20 protein-coding genes are annotated in these 16,910 nt (G+C 38.0%); 19 read left to right on the top strand and 1 reads right to left on the bottom strand.

Translation table 11 applies throughout. The features are described 5' to 3' along the window. Positions 1–11: 11 nt before the first annotated feature. From ypeB to fni, 6 genes are all read left to right on the top strand, one after another. Positions 12–1,361, top strand: a complete 1,350-nt coding sequence (gene ypeB / locus IE222_RS08550) for a germination protein YpeB (protein WP_191271769.1) — start codon at positions 12–14, stop codon at positions 1,359–1,361. Positions 1,362–1,457: 96 nt separating this feature from the next. Beyond that, positions 1,458–1,637: a YpfB family protein gene (locus IE222_RS08555; protein WP_191271771.1), complete on the top strand. Its 180-nt coding sequence runs from the start codon at positions 1,458–1,460 to the stop codon at positions 1,635–1,637. A gap of 112 nt (positions 1,638–1,749) precedes the next feature. Next, positions 1,750–2,424, top strand: coding sequence for a (d)CMP kinase (cmk, locus tag IE222_RS08560; protein ID WP_191271773.1), 675 nt, complete (start codon positions 1,750–1,752; stop codon positions 2,422–2,424). A 2-nt stretch (positions 2,425–2,426) separates the two neighbouring features. Then, complete coding sequence (locus tag IE222_RS08565) at positions 2,427–3,011, top strand: lysophospholipid acyltransferase family protein (protein WP_191271775.1); 585 nt, start codon at positions 2,427–2,429, stop codon at positions 3,009–3,011. A 163-nt stretch (positions 3,012–3,174) separates the two neighbouring features. Further along, entirely contained in the window at positions 3,175–4,314 is a 1,140-nt protein-coding gene (rpsA, locus tag IE222_RS08570) for a 30S ribosomal protein S1 (RefSeq protein WP_191271777.1), read from the top strand. A gap of 12 nt (positions 4,315–4,326) precedes the next feature. Continuing rightward, positions 4,327–5,379, top strand: a complete 1,053-nt coding sequence (gene fni / locus IE222_RS08575) for a type 2 isopentenyl-diphosphate Delta-isomerase (protein ID WP_191271779.1) — start codon at positions 4,327–4,329, stop codon at positions 5,377–5,379. 45 nt (positions 5,380–5,424) lie between these two features. On the opposite strand, the gene IE222_RS08580 is transcribed toward fni, so the two are convergent. Then, complete coding sequence (locus IE222_RS08580) at positions 5,425–5,565, bottom strand: YpzI family protein (RefSeq protein WP_007084885.1); 141 nt, start codon at positions 5,563–5,565, stop codon at positions 5,425–5,427. A 108-nt stretch (positions 5,566–5,673) separates the two neighbouring features. Between IE222_RS08580 and IE222_RS08585 the strand changes: the two genes are divergently transcribed. The 13 genes from IE222_RS08585 (at position 5,674) to ndk (ending at position 16,795) form a co-directional block, all read left to right on the top strand. Continuing rightward, positions 5,674–6,282 (top strand): YphA family membrane protein, encoded by a 609-nt coding sequence (locus IE222_RS08585; protein WP_191271781.1) that lies wholly within the window; start codon positions 5,674–5,676, stop codon positions 6,280–6,282. Between the two features lie 146 nt (positions 6,283–6,428). After that, complete coding sequence (gene der / locus IE222_RS08590) at positions 6,429–7,739, top strand: ribosome biogenesis GTPase Der (RefSeq protein WP_191271783.1); 1,311 nt, start codon at positions 6,429–6,431, stop codon at positions 7,737–7,739. A 19-nt stretch (positions 7,740–7,758) separates the two neighbouring features. Then, positions 7,759–8,808 carry an NAD(P)H-dependent glycerol-3-phosphate dehydrogenase gene (locus tag IE222_RS08595; RefSeq protein WP_191271785.1) on the top strand — a complete coding sequence of 350 codons (1,050 nt, stop codon included), beginning with the start codon at positions 7,759–7,761 and terminating at the stop codon, positions 8,806–8,808. A gap of 222 nt (positions 8,809–9,030) precedes the next feature. Further along, positions 9,031–9,216 (top strand): DUF2768 domain-containing protein, encoded by a 186-nt coding sequence (locus IE222_RS08600; protein ID WP_191271787.1) that lies wholly within the window; start codon positions 9,031–9,033, stop codon positions 9,214–9,216. A 34-nt stretch (positions 9,217–9,250) separates the two neighbouring features. Then, complete coding sequence (locus IE222_RS08605; RefSeq protein ID WP_191271789.1) at positions 9,251–9,961, top strand: YphF family lipoprotein; 711 nt, start codon at positions 9,251–9,253, stop codon at positions 9,959–9,961. Between the two features lie 328 nt (positions 9,962–10,289). Next, entirely contained in the window at positions 10,290–11,768 is a 1,479-nt protein-coding gene (gene spoIVA / locus IE222_RS08610) for a stage IV sporulation protein A (protein ID WP_191271790.1), read from the top strand. Positions 11,769–12,090: 322 nt separating this feature from the next. After that, on the top strand, positions 12,091–12,363 hold the full coding sequence (gene hbs, locus IE222_RS08615; RefSeq protein WP_141650889.1) for a non-specific DNA-binding protein Hbs: 273 nt from the start codon (positions 12,091–12,093) through the stop codon (positions 12,361–12,363). A gap of 201 nt (positions 12,364–12,564) precedes the next feature. Next, the gene (gene folE / locus IE222_RS08620; protein WP_191271791.1) at positions 12,565–13,131 is read left to right on the top strand and encodes a GTP cyclohydrolase I FolE; all 567 of its coding nucleotides are present in this window, start codon (positions 12,565–12,567) and stop codon (positions 13,129–13,131) included. Positions 13,132–13,153: 22 nt separating this feature from the next. Next, entirely contained in the window at positions 13,154–13,390 is a 237-nt protein-coding gene (mtrB, locus tag IE222_RS08625) for a trp RNA-binding attenuation protein MtrB (RefSeq protein WP_191271792.1), read from the top strand. Between the two features lie 220 nt (positions 13,391–13,610). After that, positions 13,611–14,423 (top strand): heptaprenyl diphosphate synthase component 1, encoded by an 813-nt coding sequence (locus IE222_RS08630; RefSeq protein ID WP_191271793.1) that lies wholly within the window; start codon positions 13,611–13,613, stop codon positions 14,421–14,423. A gap of 3 nt (positions 14,424–14,426) precedes the next feature. Beyond that, a complete protein-coding gene (locus IE222_RS08635) occupies positions 14,427–15,131 on the top strand; it encodes a demethylmenaquinone methyltransferase (RefSeq protein WP_191271794.1) in 705 nt (234 codons plus the stop codon). Between the two features lie 159 nt (positions 15,132–15,290). Beyond that, positions 15,291–16,253 (top strand): heptaprenyl diphosphate synthase component II, encoded by a 963-nt coding sequence (hepT, locus tag IE222_RS08640; protein ID WP_191271795.1) that lies wholly within the window; start codon positions 15,291–15,293, stop codon positions 16,251–16,253. Positions 16,254–16,348: 95 nt separating this feature from the next. After that, entirely contained in the window at positions 16,349–16,795 is a 447-nt protein-coding gene (ndk, locus tag IE222_RS08645) for a nucleoside-diphosphate kinase (protein ID WP_191271796.1), read from the top strand. Positions 16,796–16,910: the final 115 nt, after the last annotated feature.

Genomic DNA, 16,910 nt, shown 5'->3' on the forward strand with positions numbered 1-16,910 from the left:
GGTGGGTTAAATTGATTAGAGGTTTATTAATAGGAGTATTAGCACTCGGAGTGATTGGCACAGGTTATTGGGGGTATCAGGAGCATCAAGAAAAAAATGCTGTTCTTTTAAATGCCGAAAATAACTATCAACGCGCCTTCCACAGCCTTACCTATCAAATGGATTTATTGAACGACAAAATTGGGGCAACGCTTGCAATGAATTCAAGACATTCCTTGTCTCCATCTTTGGCGGAAGTATGGAGAATTACATCAGAAGCACATAATGATGTCGGCCAGCTTCCACTGACGTTATTACCATTTAATAAGACTGAGGAGTTCTTGGCTAATATAGGAAATTTTAGCTATCGTACTGCAATAAGAGATTTAGATAAAGAGCCATTAACAGATAAAGAATATGAGACTCTAAAGGTCCTTTATAAGCAATCTGGCGAAATACAAAGCGAGCTTCGTAAGGTTCAGTATATGGTTTTAAAAAATAACCTTCGTTGGATGGATGTAGAACTCGCGCTAGCCTCTGGCAAGGAAACGACAGACAATACGATTATTGACGGCTTTAAAACGGTAGAAAAAACGGTGACCGGATTTGATGAAACGGACTTTGGTCCAACATTTGCCAATATGCAAAAAAAGGATGAGAACTTTAAAAACGTGAAGGGAAGTCCGATTTCCCGTAACGAAGCTATTAGAATCGCTAAAAAATATATGAACATGGACGGAAATACAAAAGTAAAGGTAACGGAAAACGGTAAGGGTGCTGATTATGGGTTTTATAGTGTTTCCATTAAAAATGAGAAAAACGGACAAGAAGCCAGTATGGACATCACGAAAAAGGGCGGGCATCCTATTTGGTTTATTAATCAACGTGATGTAACGAAACAAAAAATCAGTTTACATGATGCTATGACAAAGGCCCAGACATTTCTAAAGGACACTGGCTTTACAGAATTAGAACTATTTGAGAGTACGCAATATGACAATATCGGTGTCTTTAATTTTGTTACAAATAAGAATGGAGTCAGAATCTATCCCGAAGCTATAAAGATGAAGGTTGCGCTTGATAATGGCGATATTATTGGGGTTTCTGCAGAAGAATATTTAAAATCATTACAATCAAGGAAAATTGGAAAGCCGGCTATTTCCTTAAAGCAAGCTCGCAGTAAGGTGAACCCCAACTTAAAAGTGATGGAGGATAGGCTAGCAGTCATTGTGAATGATTTAAATAAAGAAGTGCTTTGCTATGAATTCCTAGGAACAATCAAGGATGATACTTATCGTATTTTTATTAACGCAGATAATGGAAGAGAAGAGGAAGTTGAGAAATTAAAGGATTCAGAAAACTTATTTGAAGATGTTTTATAGGAAAAGCATTTGCTTTTCCTTTCTTTGCAGAGGACGGCATAAAATAAACGTATTGCTCCAATAATAGGGATATTCTTAATATGGAGTGGTTATCGTTTGGAAAGAGTTGAGAGAATTTTAATTAAGCTTATTATCGTCCAATGCATTTTTCTTTTGATTTCACAGTTCTTTTTCCATCAACTTAATCTTTTACCCGAAGTAAAGGAATTAACAAAATATGAAGGGGTCAATGAAAATACAATGACTGACATTCTTCAAACCTTAAAAGAAAAATAAAGCAGGGGAGCCTGCTTTATTTTTATGAAATTACATGCAAAATTAAGAAGCATTTCAATTTCTTATGGTAAAATAAAAAGAGACAGCATTAGAGAGAAATTTAGGAGGATTTATGAAGAAGAAATTATCAATTGCCATTGATGGACCAGCCGCGGCCGGCAAGAGTACCGTCGCCAAAATTGTCGCTGAAAAATTAACTTATGTATATATTGATACAGGAGCAATGTACAGGGCGTTAACATATAAAGCGATTGATGAGAAGTTAAACCTTGAAGATGAAGAAGCTTTATTAGATACCCTTTTGGCGGCAAACATCGAATTGCTTCCTTCAGAAAATGGGCAATTAGTCTATCTTGACCATAAAGAGGTTACCAATGAGATACGAACGGAAGAAGTAACCAATTCTGTCTCTATCGTTTCGAAACATCCTAAGGTGCGGGAAGAAATGGTTAGAAGACAACAATCGTTCGCAATTAATGGCGGAGTTGTTATGGACGGTCGTGATATCGGAACGCATGTCCTGCCAAATGCAGAAATAAAAGTATTTTTACTTGCCAGTGTAGAGGAAAGAGCCTTACGCCGACACGCTGAAAATCTGCAAAAAGGTTTCCCGTCCGACCTCGATAAATTAAAAGAAGATATTGCGCGTAGAGATAAAATCGATTCTGAGAGAAAAACTGCTCCGTTAAAAAAAGCTGATGATGCAATTGAAATCGACACGACCTCTTTGACCATTCCTGAAGTAGTCGATAAGATAATGGCTCTCGTGGACGAAAGGATTGGTTAGGTGTGACCTTCTACACATTTGCAAGATCTGTTGTTAATTCGATATTTCGACCATTGTACAGGGTTCAAGTAATTGGGCTTGAGAATTTTCCAAAAGAAGAGGGTGGAATTCTCCTGTGCTCCAACCATATCCATAATTTTGATCCGATTATCGTTGGGATCTCGACACCAAGACCGGTTCATTTTATGGCAAAGGAAGAGCTCTTTCAGGTTCCTATGCTCGGCGGGATAGTCCGTAAATGTAATGCCTTCCCGGTAAAACGGGGAATGAGCGATCGCGAGGCGCTTAGAAAAGGGTTAAATGTTTTAAAAGAGGGAAATGTTTTAGGGCTTTTCCCTGAGGGAACTAGAAGTAAAACAGGTGAGCTAGGAAAAGGTTTGGCAGGAGCAGGATTCTTTGCATTAAAAACAGACGCCTTAGTCGTTCCTTGTGCAGTAATCGGTCCTTATAAAAGTTTTAAAAGATTAAAAGTAGTTTTTGGGAAACCAATTGAGATGGAATCATTGCGGAAAGAAAAGGCGTCTGCGGAACAGGTGACTGAATTAATTATGTCAGAAATTCATAAACTTATTAAGGAACATCGATAGGTTCTGCTTGACAAAATAGTCTATTTATAAGAAGTTATTAATTGAGATTCTTTTTCGAATATTCTTAGTTTACCTGGAGCTAATGACAAATCAGCTCTAGCATGCTCTTAGTAAATAAAGGAATTATAGGTTTTCAGCCAAATGGATGAAGGAGGATTTACATATGTCTGAAGAGTTAAATCAAGTAGAAGTGAAAAGCTTTGAGGTAGGCGAAAAGGTAACCGGACAAGTTACAAAGGTAGAAGAAAAACAGGTCATTGTAGAAATTCAAGGAAGTAAATTGGATGGAATCATTCCTATCAGTGAACTTTCAAGTCTGCATATTGAGAAAGCATCAGATGCAGTACAGGAAGGCGACGAGCTGGAATTAGAAGTGTTAAAAGTAGAAGAAGAGGCATTAATTCTTTCAAAAAGAAAGGTTGATGCTGAGAAAGCATGGGAAAGTTTAGAGCAGAAATTTAACACTGGTGAAATTATTGAAACTGAAGTTAAAGACGTTGTCAAAGGCGGTCTTGTTGTTGATTTAGGAGTGCGTGGTTTTGTTCCGGCGTCATTAGTTGAAACGTATTTCGTTGAGGATTTCAGTGACTATAAGGGACGTAACCTAACGTTTAAAATTGTTGAAATAGATAAAGAAAAGAACCGCATAATCCTTTCTCACCGTGCAGTAGTCGAAGAGGAAATGGGTAAACAAAAACTAAACCGCCTTGAAGCGCTGCAGCCTGGTCAGGTCATTGACGGTACGGTTCAAAGGATTACCGATTTTGGCGCCTTCGTTGATATTGGCGGAATTGATGGACTTGTTCATATTTCACAATTATCACACGAACATGTTAACAAGCCATCTGATGTTGTTCAAGAGGGTCAAAAAGTCCGAGTCAAAGTTTTAAGTGTTGATCGTGATAGTGAAAGAATTTCCTTATCTATTAAAGAAACCTTACCAGGACCATGGTCAAATATTTCTGAAAAGGCTCCAAAAGGCAGTACCTTAACCGGCACAGTAAAAAGATTAGTGTCTTACGGTGCTTTTGTTGAGGTTTTTCCAGGCGTTGAAGGCCTTGTTCATATCTCGCAAATCGCCCATAAGCATATTGGCACACCGCATGAAGTCCTAAAAGAGGGTCAGGAAGTTAATGTTAAGGTATTGGATGCTAATGAAGCAGAACAGCGCTTATCATTAAGCATTAAAGACCTTCTTGAAAAAGAGGTAGAAGAAAAGTTTGATTATGAGCTTCCTGAAGAGACAAAAGGCTTCCAGCTTGGGGAAGTTATTGGTGATAAATTAAAGAATTTAAAAAAATAATGGTGATTAAGAGTGTCGAGAACTGAACGAAAATGGGACCATATACGCTTTGCCCTTGCAAATCAGGAGAAGTCAGCCTTTGCTTTTGATGAAATTAAATTTATACATCAAAGTCTGCCTAATATCAGTACGCTCGATGTTCGATTAGGTCACTCGATTGGCGAACTTTATTTAAGTTCGCCAATTTTTATCAATGCGATGACAGGCGGCGGCGGTGAAAGAACCTATCGAATTAATAAGGAGCTGGCACAGGTAGCTGCCGCAACAGGTTTGGCCATGGCTGTGGGCTCGCAAATGGCTGCTATAAAGGATAAAGCTCAACAATACACCTTTGAAGTAGTCAGAAAGGAAAATCCCTCAGGAATTTTGATTGCCAACCTAGGAAGTGAAGCCACACCGGATCAGGCCAAAGAGGCGGTTAATATGATTGAGGCAAATGCGTTGCAAATTCATTTAAATGTTATTCAAGAGCTGACCATGCCGGAAGGGGACAGGGATTTTACAGGGGCTTTAGACAGAATTGAGGCTATTGTTCGTTCTCTCGAAGTGCCGGTAATCGTTAAAGAAGTAGGATTTGGTATGTCTTGCGAAACTGTCAAGCTGCTTTCATCGATTGGAGTATCGATTATAGATGTTGGCGGTTTTGGGGGAACAAATTTTGCGGAAATAGAAAATAATCGCAGGGAAAGAGCCCTTTCCTTTTTTGATGATTGGGGAATACCTACACCTATCTCCATTATAGAAGCTGCTTCCGTTCTAGGCCAGGACACGGCAATCATTGGTTCGGGAGGTTTTAAGGGAGCAATTGATATTGTGAAGGGGATTGCCATAGGAGCAGAAGCGGTCGGGATGGCAGGATACTTTTTACAAACCCTCATTAAAAAAGGAATTGATTCATTAAAGGAAGAAATTGAAACACTTCATCGTGAAATAAGAATCATCATGACGGCATTAGGGGCATCTAACTTGGCCGATTTAAAAAGAACCCCATTAATGATCACCGGGGAAACTTATCATTGGTTAAACCAAAGAGGTATTAACACAAAAACATTTAGCCAGCGATAGAATAGAAAAGCTCCCGCATTGCGGGAGCTTTTCTAATTTTACAGTCTATCTTTTTCCGTCGTTCAGTCCTCTAGCTTCTTCAGGACTCGACAATTTAGTGGCACCAGGATAATGCAGGGCCTGATCACGATCTGATTCCACTCTTCTTGAGGCTTTTAACTTTTTTTCTTGACGGTCTTTTCCCATCATCCACACCTCCTCCTTTTAAGATGATTCACACATGAAAATATTATTCAAGGTAGTATGAAAGTACATACAGCTTACCGATAATGGGGATAATAGGAGGTGGATAGTATGGAAGGAGCCGTGTTTTTTTGGTTTTTTTGGGCTGTTTGGGTATACGTAACGTTTATCTTAGAAAAGCAAAGTCCCTATCGCTTAAAATTGGCAGTCATTGTTCTTGTTGTAATAATTTTTTCGAATAGTTATTTTATGGTTGGGAGATTACAAATTGCATGGAGCGGTCTAATTTTATTATTTTTTTCTTATTCATTTTTAGTAAATGAAAAGCATCGCATCATTATTTTTCATTCCATTTGCTCATTAATTATTTCGATTGCATATGCTTCATTTCATTTATTTGAGATATTTGATCCAATTTGGATTATTTTTAAAAAAGAATGGATGATTAGCATTTGCATGTGGTATTTAGCCATTGTTTTGCAAAAAAAATTAAAAGGCAGATTAATTATTGCTGTCAGCGGTACTATGCAGGGGGAGTTCTTAACGGCATATATTTTATATAAACTTCAAATTCCTTATACTGTTGGAGCTTTTCCTTACTTAGATGTTTGTTCGTTAATTGCTGTTTTGCTAGTCAGCTGGAGTATACTAGAAAATGCCGGAACATATCTGCAGAACCATTTCCCTTTTTTGGAAAAAGAGAAACAAAAGTCATCTTGATTTGATTTTCATTGCGGGAAGGGATTAACATTTGCTACACTATAAAGGTTGGCCCTTCTCTTTATCAGAAGGGTTTCTTTTTCATTAACTCTTACTTTGTAAATTGGTTGATGTTTATTATTGAAATAGAAAGGATGGCGATGTGAATGGTTAAGCCTGTTATTGCCATTGTTGGAAGACCGAATGTGGGGAAATCCACTATTTTTAACAGAGTTGTTGGAGAAAGGATTTCCATTGTGGAAGACGTGCCTGGAGTAACACGTGACCGGATATATAGCTCTGGAGAGTGGCTGGCACATGAATTTAATATTATTGATACTGGCGGTATTGATATCGGAGATGAACCGTTTTTAGAGCAAATCCGCCAGCAGGCTGAAGTAGCCATGGATGAAGCTGATGTTATAATTTTTTTAACAAACGGCAGAGAAGGAGTAACACCTGCGGATGAAGAAGTTGCTAAGATCTTATATAAAACAAAGAAACCGGTTGTATTAGGTGTTAATAAGATTGATAATCCGGAAATGCGTGAACAGATTTATGACTTTTATGCCCTTGGATTTGGTGAGCCTATACCGATTTCAGGTTCTCACGGATTAGGAATTGGGGACTTATTAGATGAAGCGGCAAAGCACTTTCCAAAGACAAATCAAGCTGAGTATGAAGCTGATGTAATTAAGTTTTCATTAATCGGTCGGCCAAATGTAGGAAAGTCCTCCTTAGTTAACGCTATTTTGGGTGAAGAACGCGTTATTGTAAGCAATATTGCCGGCACAACAAGAGATGCCATCGATTCTCCCTATACATATGATGGACAGAAATATTCAATCATTGATACGGCAGGAATACGAAAAAAAGGCAAGGTTTATGAGACAACCGAAAAATATAGTGTGCTTCGTGCTTTAAGAGCGATTGAACGTTCAGATGTTGTGCTTGTTGTTATTAGTGCAGAAGAAGGAATCATTGAACAAGATAAGAAAATTGCCGGATATGCTCACGAAGCAGGCCGAGCAGTTGTCATTGTCGTTAATAAATGGGATGCGGTTGAAAAAGATGAGAAGACAATGAAGGAATTTGAACAAAGAATAAGAGAGCATTTCTTATTCCTTGATTATGCACCGATTGTATTTTTATCTGCCAAAACGAAAAAACGAATTCATACATTGCTGCCTATGATTAATTTAGCGAGTGAAAATCATTCAATGCGAGTTGAAACCAGTGTATTGAACGACATTATTATGGATGCTGTAGCGATGAACCCAACCCCTACCGATAAAGGAAAACGGCTGAAAATTTATTATACAACACAGGTTTCGGTTAAACCTCCAACATTTGTGGTGTTTGTGAATGAGCCGGAATTATTACATTTCTCATATGAACGATTCCTTGAAAATCGAATTAGAGATGCTTTTGGCTTTGAAGGAACTCCTATTAAAATTTTTGCTAGGGAAAGAAAATAAGTTTGAGGCAGGTGTAATCATGCGAAAAAATCAAGAACCGATTGCTGTAATTGGAGCTGGAAGCTGGGGATCAGCATTAGCACTGGTCCTTGCAGATAATAATCATGAAGTGCGTTTATGGAGTCATAACGAGGAGCAGGTAAAAGAAATTAACGAATTTCACACAAATAAAAAATATTTGCCCGAAATTAAACTTCCAGGCTTAATCACGGGCTATGGTTCACTTCCAGCTGCTCTAGATGGGATTACTAACATCATTTTAGCGGTACCTACGAAGGCAATTCGTGAGGTTATAGGTAAAATGCGGGAAGTATTATCGGGTCCAATTACTATTACGCATGTAAGTAAAGGAATCGAACCCGATACATTATTAAGGATTTCTGAAATGATAAAAGAAGAAATGCCGGCTGATCTTCTGCGGGATATTGTTGTCCTCTCTGGTCCAAGCCATGCAGAAGAAGTGAGTTTAAGACATCCGACTACTGTAACGGTATCTTCGGAAAATATGGCTGCCGCAGAAAAAATTCAAGACTTATTTATTAACCACAATTTTCGGGTATACACGAATTCAGATGTCATCGGAGTGGAAATTGGCGGTGCATTAAAAAATATCATTGCACTGGCAGCAGGAATTACAGATGGCCTCGGTTACGGTGATAATGCCAAGGCTGCATTAATCACAAGAGGCTTAGCGGAAATTGCACGTCTTGGTACTAAAATGGGGGCAAATCCATTAACCTTTGCTGGACTGGCAGGAATTGGCGACTTGATTGTTACTTGTACAAGCGTTCATTCAAGAAACTGGAGAGCCGGGAATATGCTGGGAAAAGGTAAATCGCTTGATGAGGTTCTTGATAGCATGGGAATGGTTGTAGAAGGTGTAAGGACAACAAAAGCAGCCTTTCAGCTTGCGAAAAAATATGAGGTGAAAATGCCGATTGCAACAGCCCTTTATGATGTCCTATTCAATGGGAAGGATGCCAAGGCAGCGGCGGATGTGCTAATGTCACGCGGGAAAACTCACGAGATGGAAGATTTAGTGAATATTCTCGAAGAAAGAAATGAATAAAAAAATTATCTTTTCAATGTGAAATTAGGCGTTCGTCGATACGTTTTAAACTAAAGATGCATACAATGCAACGAAGCAAATTGTAGTATGACGCCCGGCGAATGGGTTATTTAGTCTTAAATATGGCTGAAGTAAAGAAAACGCCCCCCTTTACTTCAGCTTTTTTTATGCAGAATACTTATCCTATGCTATAATAACAATCGAATTAAGGGGGGGATGAAGTTGTCACCAGGTATGATAAAAATGTGGATATCGATAGCGGGAATGGGCTTAATGTTCCTTGCGATTATTACGATTTATTTCAGCAGGTATAAATTAAACGGGGTATTTCGCTTAATTACTGCAATCCTTGCTTATTTATTTATGATTTGCGCAGGTTTAACTTTGCTCATTGTCTTCTTCACTTGATTTAGAGAAATTACATAATAATAAAGGTGATTATATGAAGTGGAAAATGCTTAGCTTGCTTTTTGTCTTTACCACTCTGCTGCTTTCAGGATGCATGTATCCGAAAGAAGAGTTAACGCAGAATCAAGTCCCATACAAAGATCAAATTCAAAACGTTCAGCAGGCAGTAGATGATTTTAGAAAAGATAAAGGAGGCATCCTTCCGATTAAAACGAAGGAAGCCGATACACCAATATATCAAAAATATCCAATTGATTTTAAAAAAATTGCCCCGCAGTACATTTCTGAGCCTCCGGGAAATGCGTTTGAAAGCGGTGGGATTTTTCAATACGTGTTAGTAGATGAAGAAACCAATCCGACCGTTAAATTACTTGATTTAAGGGCTGCTGAGGCCATTCGTGATATCAACTTACGAATTAAAACAAAAGGCTTCCCGCCGTTTAAAAAGGAAATTGCCAAAAATGTTTATTCAATTGATTTTAAAAAATTAGGGTATGATCAGCCCCCGTATGTTGTCAGCCCATTTACCAATAAAAATTTGACATTTGTTGTTTCAACAGATGCTAAAGTATATGTCGATTACCGACCAGATCTATATGAGGCGTTGAAAAATTCCTCCAATGAGGTCAAGCCAGGCGAGGATATCCGCAAAATTTTAGTGGACCACTCCATGTTTGTTCCGGCATTTTCCCTTCCTTATACTATGGATGTGAAAACAAAGGAGCCAATCTTTTTGGAGAAATAAATAGGTGCTGTTAGCTTTTCATAGTGTTAGCACAGCTAATTTTAGTCATAACCCTTTTTCTGCGAAATATATTGTAGGAGAAGGGTTTTTTTGCTGAAAATAGTTATTTATCCAACCAAAGCTCATAATCATGAACTTTAGATAGAAACCCTCCATTTATTTTAATCTTAAACACTATAGAAGATATCTTGCGAATTCAGAAGAAGGGGGTAAAAAATTTTTAAAAAGAGTCATAACAGGATAGGACAACGTCATAAACATATACTGTCCTAAAATACCTAATTGGATGAAATTATCCCACTTTAGTCTATGATCAGGAGGGGATCACTTGGAAAAGGTCGATATTTTTAAAGATATTGCCGAAAGAACAGGCGGCGATATTTATTTAGGAGTAGTAGGTGCAGTTCGAACAGGAAAATCCACTTTTATTAAAAAATTTATGGAGCTTGTTGTCTTACCGAATATACACAGTGAAGCTGATCGATCACGAGCCCAGGATGAGCTGCCACAGAGTGCAGCAGGGAAAACTATTATGACCACAGAGCCAAAATTTGTCCCGAATCAGGCAGCTTCAATTCACGTCGATGAGGGGCTGGATGTGAACATACGGCTTGTAGATTGCGTAGGTTACACAGTTCCAGGTGCAAAAGGCTATGAGGATGAAAATGGACCAAGAATGATAAATACTCCTTGGTACGAGGAGCCGATCCCATTTCATGAGGCAGCGGAAATTGGCACAAGGAAAGTCATTCAAGAACATTCTACCATCGGAGTTGTCGTAACAACTGATGGGACAATTGGTGAAATTCCAAGAAGCAATTATATTGAAGCAGAGGAAAGAGTTATTGAAGAGCTTAAAGAGGTCGGGAAACCATTTATCATGGTAGTGAATAGTGCACAGCCGTACCATCCAAGCACTGAGACACTCAGAACAAATTTATCTGAAAAATATGATATACCAGTACTTGCAATGAGTGTGGAAAGCATGCGCGAAAGTGATGTTTTGAATGTCCTTCGTGAAGCGCTTTATGAATTCCCTGTACTCGAAGTAAATGTTAATCTCCCTAGCTGGGTTATGGTGCTTAAAGAAAACCACTGGCTAAGAGAGAGTTATCAAGAAGCTGTAAAAGAAACGGTAAAAGATATCAAGAGATTAAGAGATGTTGACCAAGTTGTACAACATTTCAGTGAATATGAATTTATCGACAAGGCAGGTCTAGCTGGAGTTGAAATGGGCACAGGGATTGCAGAAATCGACTTATTCGCACCAGATGAACTATACGATGAAATCTTAAAAGAAATCGTTGGTGTTGAAATTAGAGGAAAAGACCATCTATTGGAGCTTATGCAGGATTTCGCTCATGCCAAAGCGGAATATGATCACATTTCTGATGCTTTAAAAATGGTGAAGCAAACTGGATATGGTATTGCATCGCCATCGCTTGCAGATATGAGTTTAGAAGAGCCGGAAATTATCCGTCAAGGCTCCCGATTTGGTGTCAGATTAAAGGCTGTAGCCCCATCGATTCATATGATTAAGGTCGATGTCGAATCAGAATTTGCACCGATTATCGGGACGGAGAAACAAAGCGAGGAGCTTGTCCGTTACTTAATGCAGGATTTTGAGGATGATCCGCTGTCTATCTGGAATTCTGATATTTTTGGACGGTCTTTAAGTTCAATTGTTAGAGAGGGGATACAGGCAAAGATTTCCTTAATGCCTGAGAATGCAAGATACAAATTAAAAGAAACTCTTGAAAGAATTATCAATGAAGGATCTGGCGGCTTAATTGCCATAATCCTCTAATTTTGGACTCCTTTTGGGAGTCCTTTTTTTGTTTATGTCGAAAACTTTGTGAAACATAAGAAAAGATTACCATAAAATCATGTTTTCTTCTTGATATGCTGAATTGATTGTGATAATCTTTTAACAGATTACGTTATAGTGCTGAAAACCTTTATATGATAAGGTTTTGCTCAAAAACTAGATTCAAGGTCAAAAAGCGGATGTTTTTTACTGATTTTGCAATTAAACAGCACTTTGACGTATAGAATTTTGAAAAATTGTTTAGAAATGTAGATAAGTAATCTCATTTATCTGGATAATTCTTTGGGAGGAGGTGAAAGGCATGAACAAGACAGAACTAATTAATGCAGTTGCAGAAACTAGCGAACTTTCTAAAAAGGACGCTACAAAAGCAGTTGATGCTGTTTTTGATGCAATTTTAGATGCTTTGAAAAATGGTGATAAGGTACAACTTATCGGTTTTGGTAACTTTGAAGTACGTGAGCGTGCAGCGCGTAAAGGTCGCAATCCTCAAACAGGTGAGGAAATCGAAATCGGTGCTAGCAAAGTTCCTGCTTTCAAACCAGGTAAAGCGCTTAAAGATGCAGTAAAATAATTACATAAATATTGCTTTAAGCGAATGCTTAGGCAAAAAAGGCCATGGCTGTCCATGGCCTTTTTTCAATTGCGATAATTTCCCGCCCAATTCTCCTTTTTTATAAATAACCGAGCACTCTTTTTACTTCTATTTTTTTGCTTGCATAGAAAGGATTGTGCTAATATGTATTTTGATAAGACAAGCGTAGGAGGAATCGGAATGTCAGAAGTAAATCGTGCCCAAATCGAAGAGGCGGTACGTTTAATATTAGAAGCACTCGGCGAAAACCCAAACCGCGAAGGTTTATTAGATACACCAAAACGTGTGGCAAAAATGTATGAAGAAGTGTTTAGCGGGTTAAATGAAGACCCAAAACAACATTTTGAAACGATTTTCAGTGAGGATCATGAAGAACTTGTTTTAGTGAAGGATATCCCGTTTTATTCGATGTGTGAACACCATCTCGTCCCGTTTTTTGGAAAAGCGCATGTCGCCTATATTCCCCAAAATGGCCGCGTTACTGGGTTAAGTAAGCTTGCAAGGGCGGTTGAAGCGATTTCCAAGAGACCGCAGCTTCAGGAGCGGATAACTGCAACTATTGCTGACAGCATTATGGAGAAATTGGAACCACATGGAGCTATGGTTGTTGTAGAGGCAGAGCATATGTGTATGACTATGAGAGGTGTAAAAAAGCCAGGTTCCAAAACTGTTACAACAGCAGTGAGGGGTACACTTGCAAATGACGCAACAGCTCGTTCAGAAATTCTTACATTAATTAAAAATTAATCAATGTTTTGAGGTGCCGATATTGGAAAAGCGTCAGTTACCAAATAATGAGTATATAGTCATTAAAGCAAATGAAGATGGAGTTAATGTAATTGGATTAACAAGGGGTTCAGATACAAGATTTCACCATTCTGAAAAGCTTGATAAGGGAGAAGTGCTAATCGCACAATTTACCGAACATACCTCTGCCATTAAAATTAGGGGAAATGCGAAAATACTTACTCAATTTGGTGAAGTAGAAAGTGAACCTAAGAAATAAAAGTTAAAAATGAAATGAAATGAAAACTATCATATAACGGTGTAAATATATTTATTTTTTGAATTCCGGCCCATAAGAAAATCTTTTATGATATAATGATGACTGCCTTGTTTAAAGGGAGAGTAAATTTCGTTAAGATAGATGGGCTTGAATTTTTCTCATAATATTAGGTTAAACCATACATAGAGGACATTACTTCGGGGAAGCAAGGGTGATAAGCATGCAAGATATTCGGCAAAATTTCATGAACATTAAGGAGAAAGTCGAACAATACGTTTTTGACAAATACTTGCTTAAACATATTGACACTCCGGTTATTGATGAGGATAAGCTTCTTATCCTAGTTTCAATAATGGATCATCTAGAATTGCCGTTTACGAAACTTGAGAATTTTGCGACGTCAATAATGCTCATTCAAACTGCCCTTGATACCCATGAACATATTTCTAGAACATCAGACAATGAAAAAAGCCGACAGTTAACTGTATTAGCTGGAGATTATTACAGCGGTTTATATTATAAGCTGCTGGCAGATTCGGAAGACATTTTGATGGTTAAAACACTCTCTACTGGTGTTAGAGAAGTGAACGAACATAAAATTTCAGTATACCACTTAGAAACAGATAGCTTAGAAACATTAATTGAGAGTATAAAGGTGCTTGAATGCTCTTTGCTTGAAAGGTTCGTGTCATATTTTCAAGTGGATCTATGGAATGAGCAAACCGCTAATCTATTGTTATTTAAGCGCCTGCTTCAAGAGAAGAAACGATATTTACAAAAGGAAAGCTCGGTTGTTTTTGACGGGTTCAGGAATTTGACAACATACAGCCATCAAGGCCATGAAGGAGAACTCTTGAAAGGCCAGCAAGATCAATTGATTAACGTTTGCGACGAGTATCTTGACCGCTCTAAACAAATCATCAAGGACGGAATCAACAATATTCCTTTCTTAAATGAGCTGCTTGAGAAAAGGATTGGCTGCTTGTTACAAGAACATCAGCCTTATGTAAAAACTTTTATGGAAGAAGGGTAAAACATGCAGCAATCGAAAGAAGAACGAGTTCATCATGTGTTTGAAAAAATATCAGAAGACTACGATAAAATGAACTCTGTCATCAGTTTTCAACAGCATATCAAGTGGCGGAAAGATACAATGAATAAGATGAATGTACAGCCAGGATCTAAAGCACTTGACGTTTGCTGCGGGACAGCTGATTGGACGATTGCTTTAGCGGAAGCTGTTGGATCACACGGTGAAGTAACCGGTCTTGACTTTAGTCAAAATATGTTGAATGTGGGTATTGAAAAAGTCAAGCAGCTTGGAATGAAACAGGTGAAATTAGTCCACGGCAATGCAATGGAAATCCCATTTCCGGATAATAGCTTCGATTATGTTACCATTGGTTTTGGTTTAAGAAATGTTCCTGATTACTTACAGGTATTAAAAGAAATGAAGAGGGTTGTAAAGCCAGGAGGTAAAGTAGTCTGCCTCGAAACTTCCCAACCAACCTTAATAGGCTATAGGCAGCTTTTTTTCTTTTATTTTCGGTTTATAATGCCTTTATTTGGGAAAGTCTTTGCGAAAAGCTACCAAGAATACTCGTGGCTTCAAGAGTCGGCCCGAGATTTTCCAGGAATGAAAGAATTGGCGAGGCTTTTTGAACAGGCAGGATTAAAGGATGTAAAATACAAACCCTATAGCGGCGGTGCTGCAGCCGTTCATATCGGGATTAAAAAATAGGCTGTGTTATATGTGTTGATTGGACTGGAAGGCGCGATACTCCTTAGTGTTTACGAGTTCGAGGAAAGCAAAGCTCTTATGGTGTAAATCAACAGCATGTTTAACACAACCGAAAATAATGAAGTAACGAAGACAGGATGAAAAGCTGGGTGAATACAAATGAAATTAAAAATGATGTATTCATTTTTGAATTCGGATATTAATATTATTGAAAAAGCATTAGAAGAGACCATTGAAGCTGAGTCTCTTCTTTTAAAACAAGCTTCAATGCACACACTAAAAGCTGGAGGAAAAAGAATTCGTCCTGTTTTTGTTTTGCTCGCTGGTAAATTTGGCCATTATGATATTAATGTGATGAAAAATGTGGCTGTAGCTCTTGAACTAATCCATATGGGTTCACTGGTCCATGATGATGTCATTGATGATGCAGATCTTCGCAGGGGTGAACCGACTGTGAAAGCAAAATGGGATAGTCAAACAGCGATGTATACGGGGGATTTTGTATTTGCTCTTGCCCTTAACTTGATGGCCAATATCAAAAAGCCTGCCGCTCATAAGATTCTAGCCAATACAATGGTAGAAGTGACAGTAGGAGAGATCCAGCAAATTAAAGATAAATATCGTTTTAATCAAAACATAAGAGACTATCTTCGAAGGATTAAGCGAAAAACTGCATTGCTAATTGCGGCGAGCTGTCAATTGGGAGCCATTGCTGCAGGAGTGGATGAGTTCGTTCACAAGAAACTTTACTTATTCGGATATTATGTTGGTATGTCTTTTCAAATTACTGATGATATTTTGGACTTTACCTCCACTGAAAAAGAACTGGGTAAACCAGCTGGAAGTGATCTTCTTCAAGGAAATATTACCGCTCCTGTTCTTTTTGCAATGGAAAATAAGGAAATTCGCAAAGAGATCGAAAAGGTTCATGAACTAATGGCTCCTTCGGAAATAGTCCATATTATTTCTTTAATCAAACAATCAGGTGCAATTGATAAATCTGTCGCACTAAGTGATCAGTATTTGGATAAGGCATTAACAATCTTAGAAGAATTGCCTGATAATAAAGCAAAAAAAGCACTACGTGACATTGCAAGGTTTATTGGAAGACGTAAATTTTAAGTCTTATTGAAAAAAAATCGAAACAATGTTACTATTTTTTGTGGATTGTTGTTAAAACAACCATATACATATTTGATAATATAGGAGTGGGATTGATGGAAAAAACATTTTTAATGGTAAAGCCAGATGGGGTTCAGCGTAGTTTGATTGGTGATATCGTGGCACGTTTCGAGAAAAAAGGCTTCCAGTTAGTTGGTGCCAAATTAATGAGCATTCCAACTGAACTTGCAGAGGAACATTATGGTGAGCATAAAGAACGCCCTTTCTTCGGTGAATTAGTTGATTTTATTACATCCGGACCAGTATTCGCAATGGTTTGGCAAGGTGAAAATGTAATTGCTACAGCACGCCAAATGATGGGCTCAACAAATCCAAAGGATGCTGCACCTGGTACAATCCGCGGCGATTTCGGTATAACTGTTGGCAAAAACATTATCCACGGATCTGATTCACCAGCAAGTGCAGAACGTGAAATCGGTTTATTCTTTAAAGAAGCAGAATTAGTTGATTACTCTAAGCTAGCGAACGAATGGATTTATTAATAAATAATGAAACACCTGTATGTTTGTATACAGGTGTTTTTTTGTAAGCGGATTAAAAAAAACTCCATATTTTCTGAATTATTCTACTAGAGTAATTGCTTCTTATATGATATAT

It is taken from the genome of Neobacillus kokaensis (genome assembly GCF_014656545.1).
GTDB lineage: Bacteria > Bacillota > Bacilli > Bacillales > Cytobacillaceae > Neobacillus > Neobacillus kokaensis.

Bases quoted from the DNA above. Each gene is read 5' to 3' on its own strand.
- cmk (WP_191271773.1), top strand. From the start codon at position 1,750: ATGAAGAAGAAATTATCAATTGCCATTGATGGACCAGCCGCGGCCGGC.
- rpsA (WP_191271777.1), top strand. From the start codon at position 3,175: ATGTCTGAAGAGTTAAATCAAGTAGAAGTGAAAAGCTTTGAGGTAGGC.
- IE222_RS08580 (WP_007084885.1), bottom strand. From the start codon at position 5,565: ATGGGAAAAGACCGTCAAGAAAAAAAGTTAAAAGCCTCAAGAAGAGTG.
- IE222_RS08585 (WP_191271781.1), top strand. From the start codon at position 5,674: ATGGAAGGAGCCGTGTTTTTTTGGTTTTTTTGGGCTGTTTGGGTATAC.
- der (WP_191271783.1), top strand. From the start codon at position 6,429: ATGGTTAAGCCTGTTATTGCCATTGTTGGAAGACCGAATGTGGGGAAA.
- IE222_RS08595 (WP_191271785.1), top strand. From the start codon at position 7,759: ATGCGAAAAAATCAAGAACCGATTGCTGTAATTGGAGCTGGAAGCTGG.
- IE222_RS08605 (WP_191271789.1), top strand. From the start codon at position 9,251: ATGAAGTGGAAAATGCTTAGCTTGCTTTTTGTCTTTACCACTCTGCTG.
- hbs (WP_141650889.1), top strand. From the start codon at position 12,091: ATGAACAAGACAGAACTAATTAATGCAGTTGCAGAAACTAGCGAACTT.
- folE (WP_191271791.1), top strand. From the start codon at position 12,565: ATGTCAGAAGTAAATCGTGCCCAAATCGAAGAGGCGGTACGTTTAATA.
- IE222_RS08630 (WP_191271793.1), top strand. From the start codon at position 13,611: ATGCAAGATATTCGGCAAAATTTCATGAACATTAAGGAGAAAGTCGAA.
- IE222_RS08635 (WP_191271794.1), top strand. From the start codon at position 14,427: ATGCAGCAATCGAAAGAAGAACGAGTTCATCATGTGTTTGAAAAAATA.
- hepT (WP_191271795.1), top strand. From the start codon at position 15,291: ATGAAATTAAAAATGATGTATTCATTTTTGAATTCGGATATTAATATT.
- ndk (WP_191271796.1), top strand. From the start codon at position 16,349: ATGGAAAAAACATTTTTAATGGTAAAGCCAGATGGGGTTCAGCGTAGT.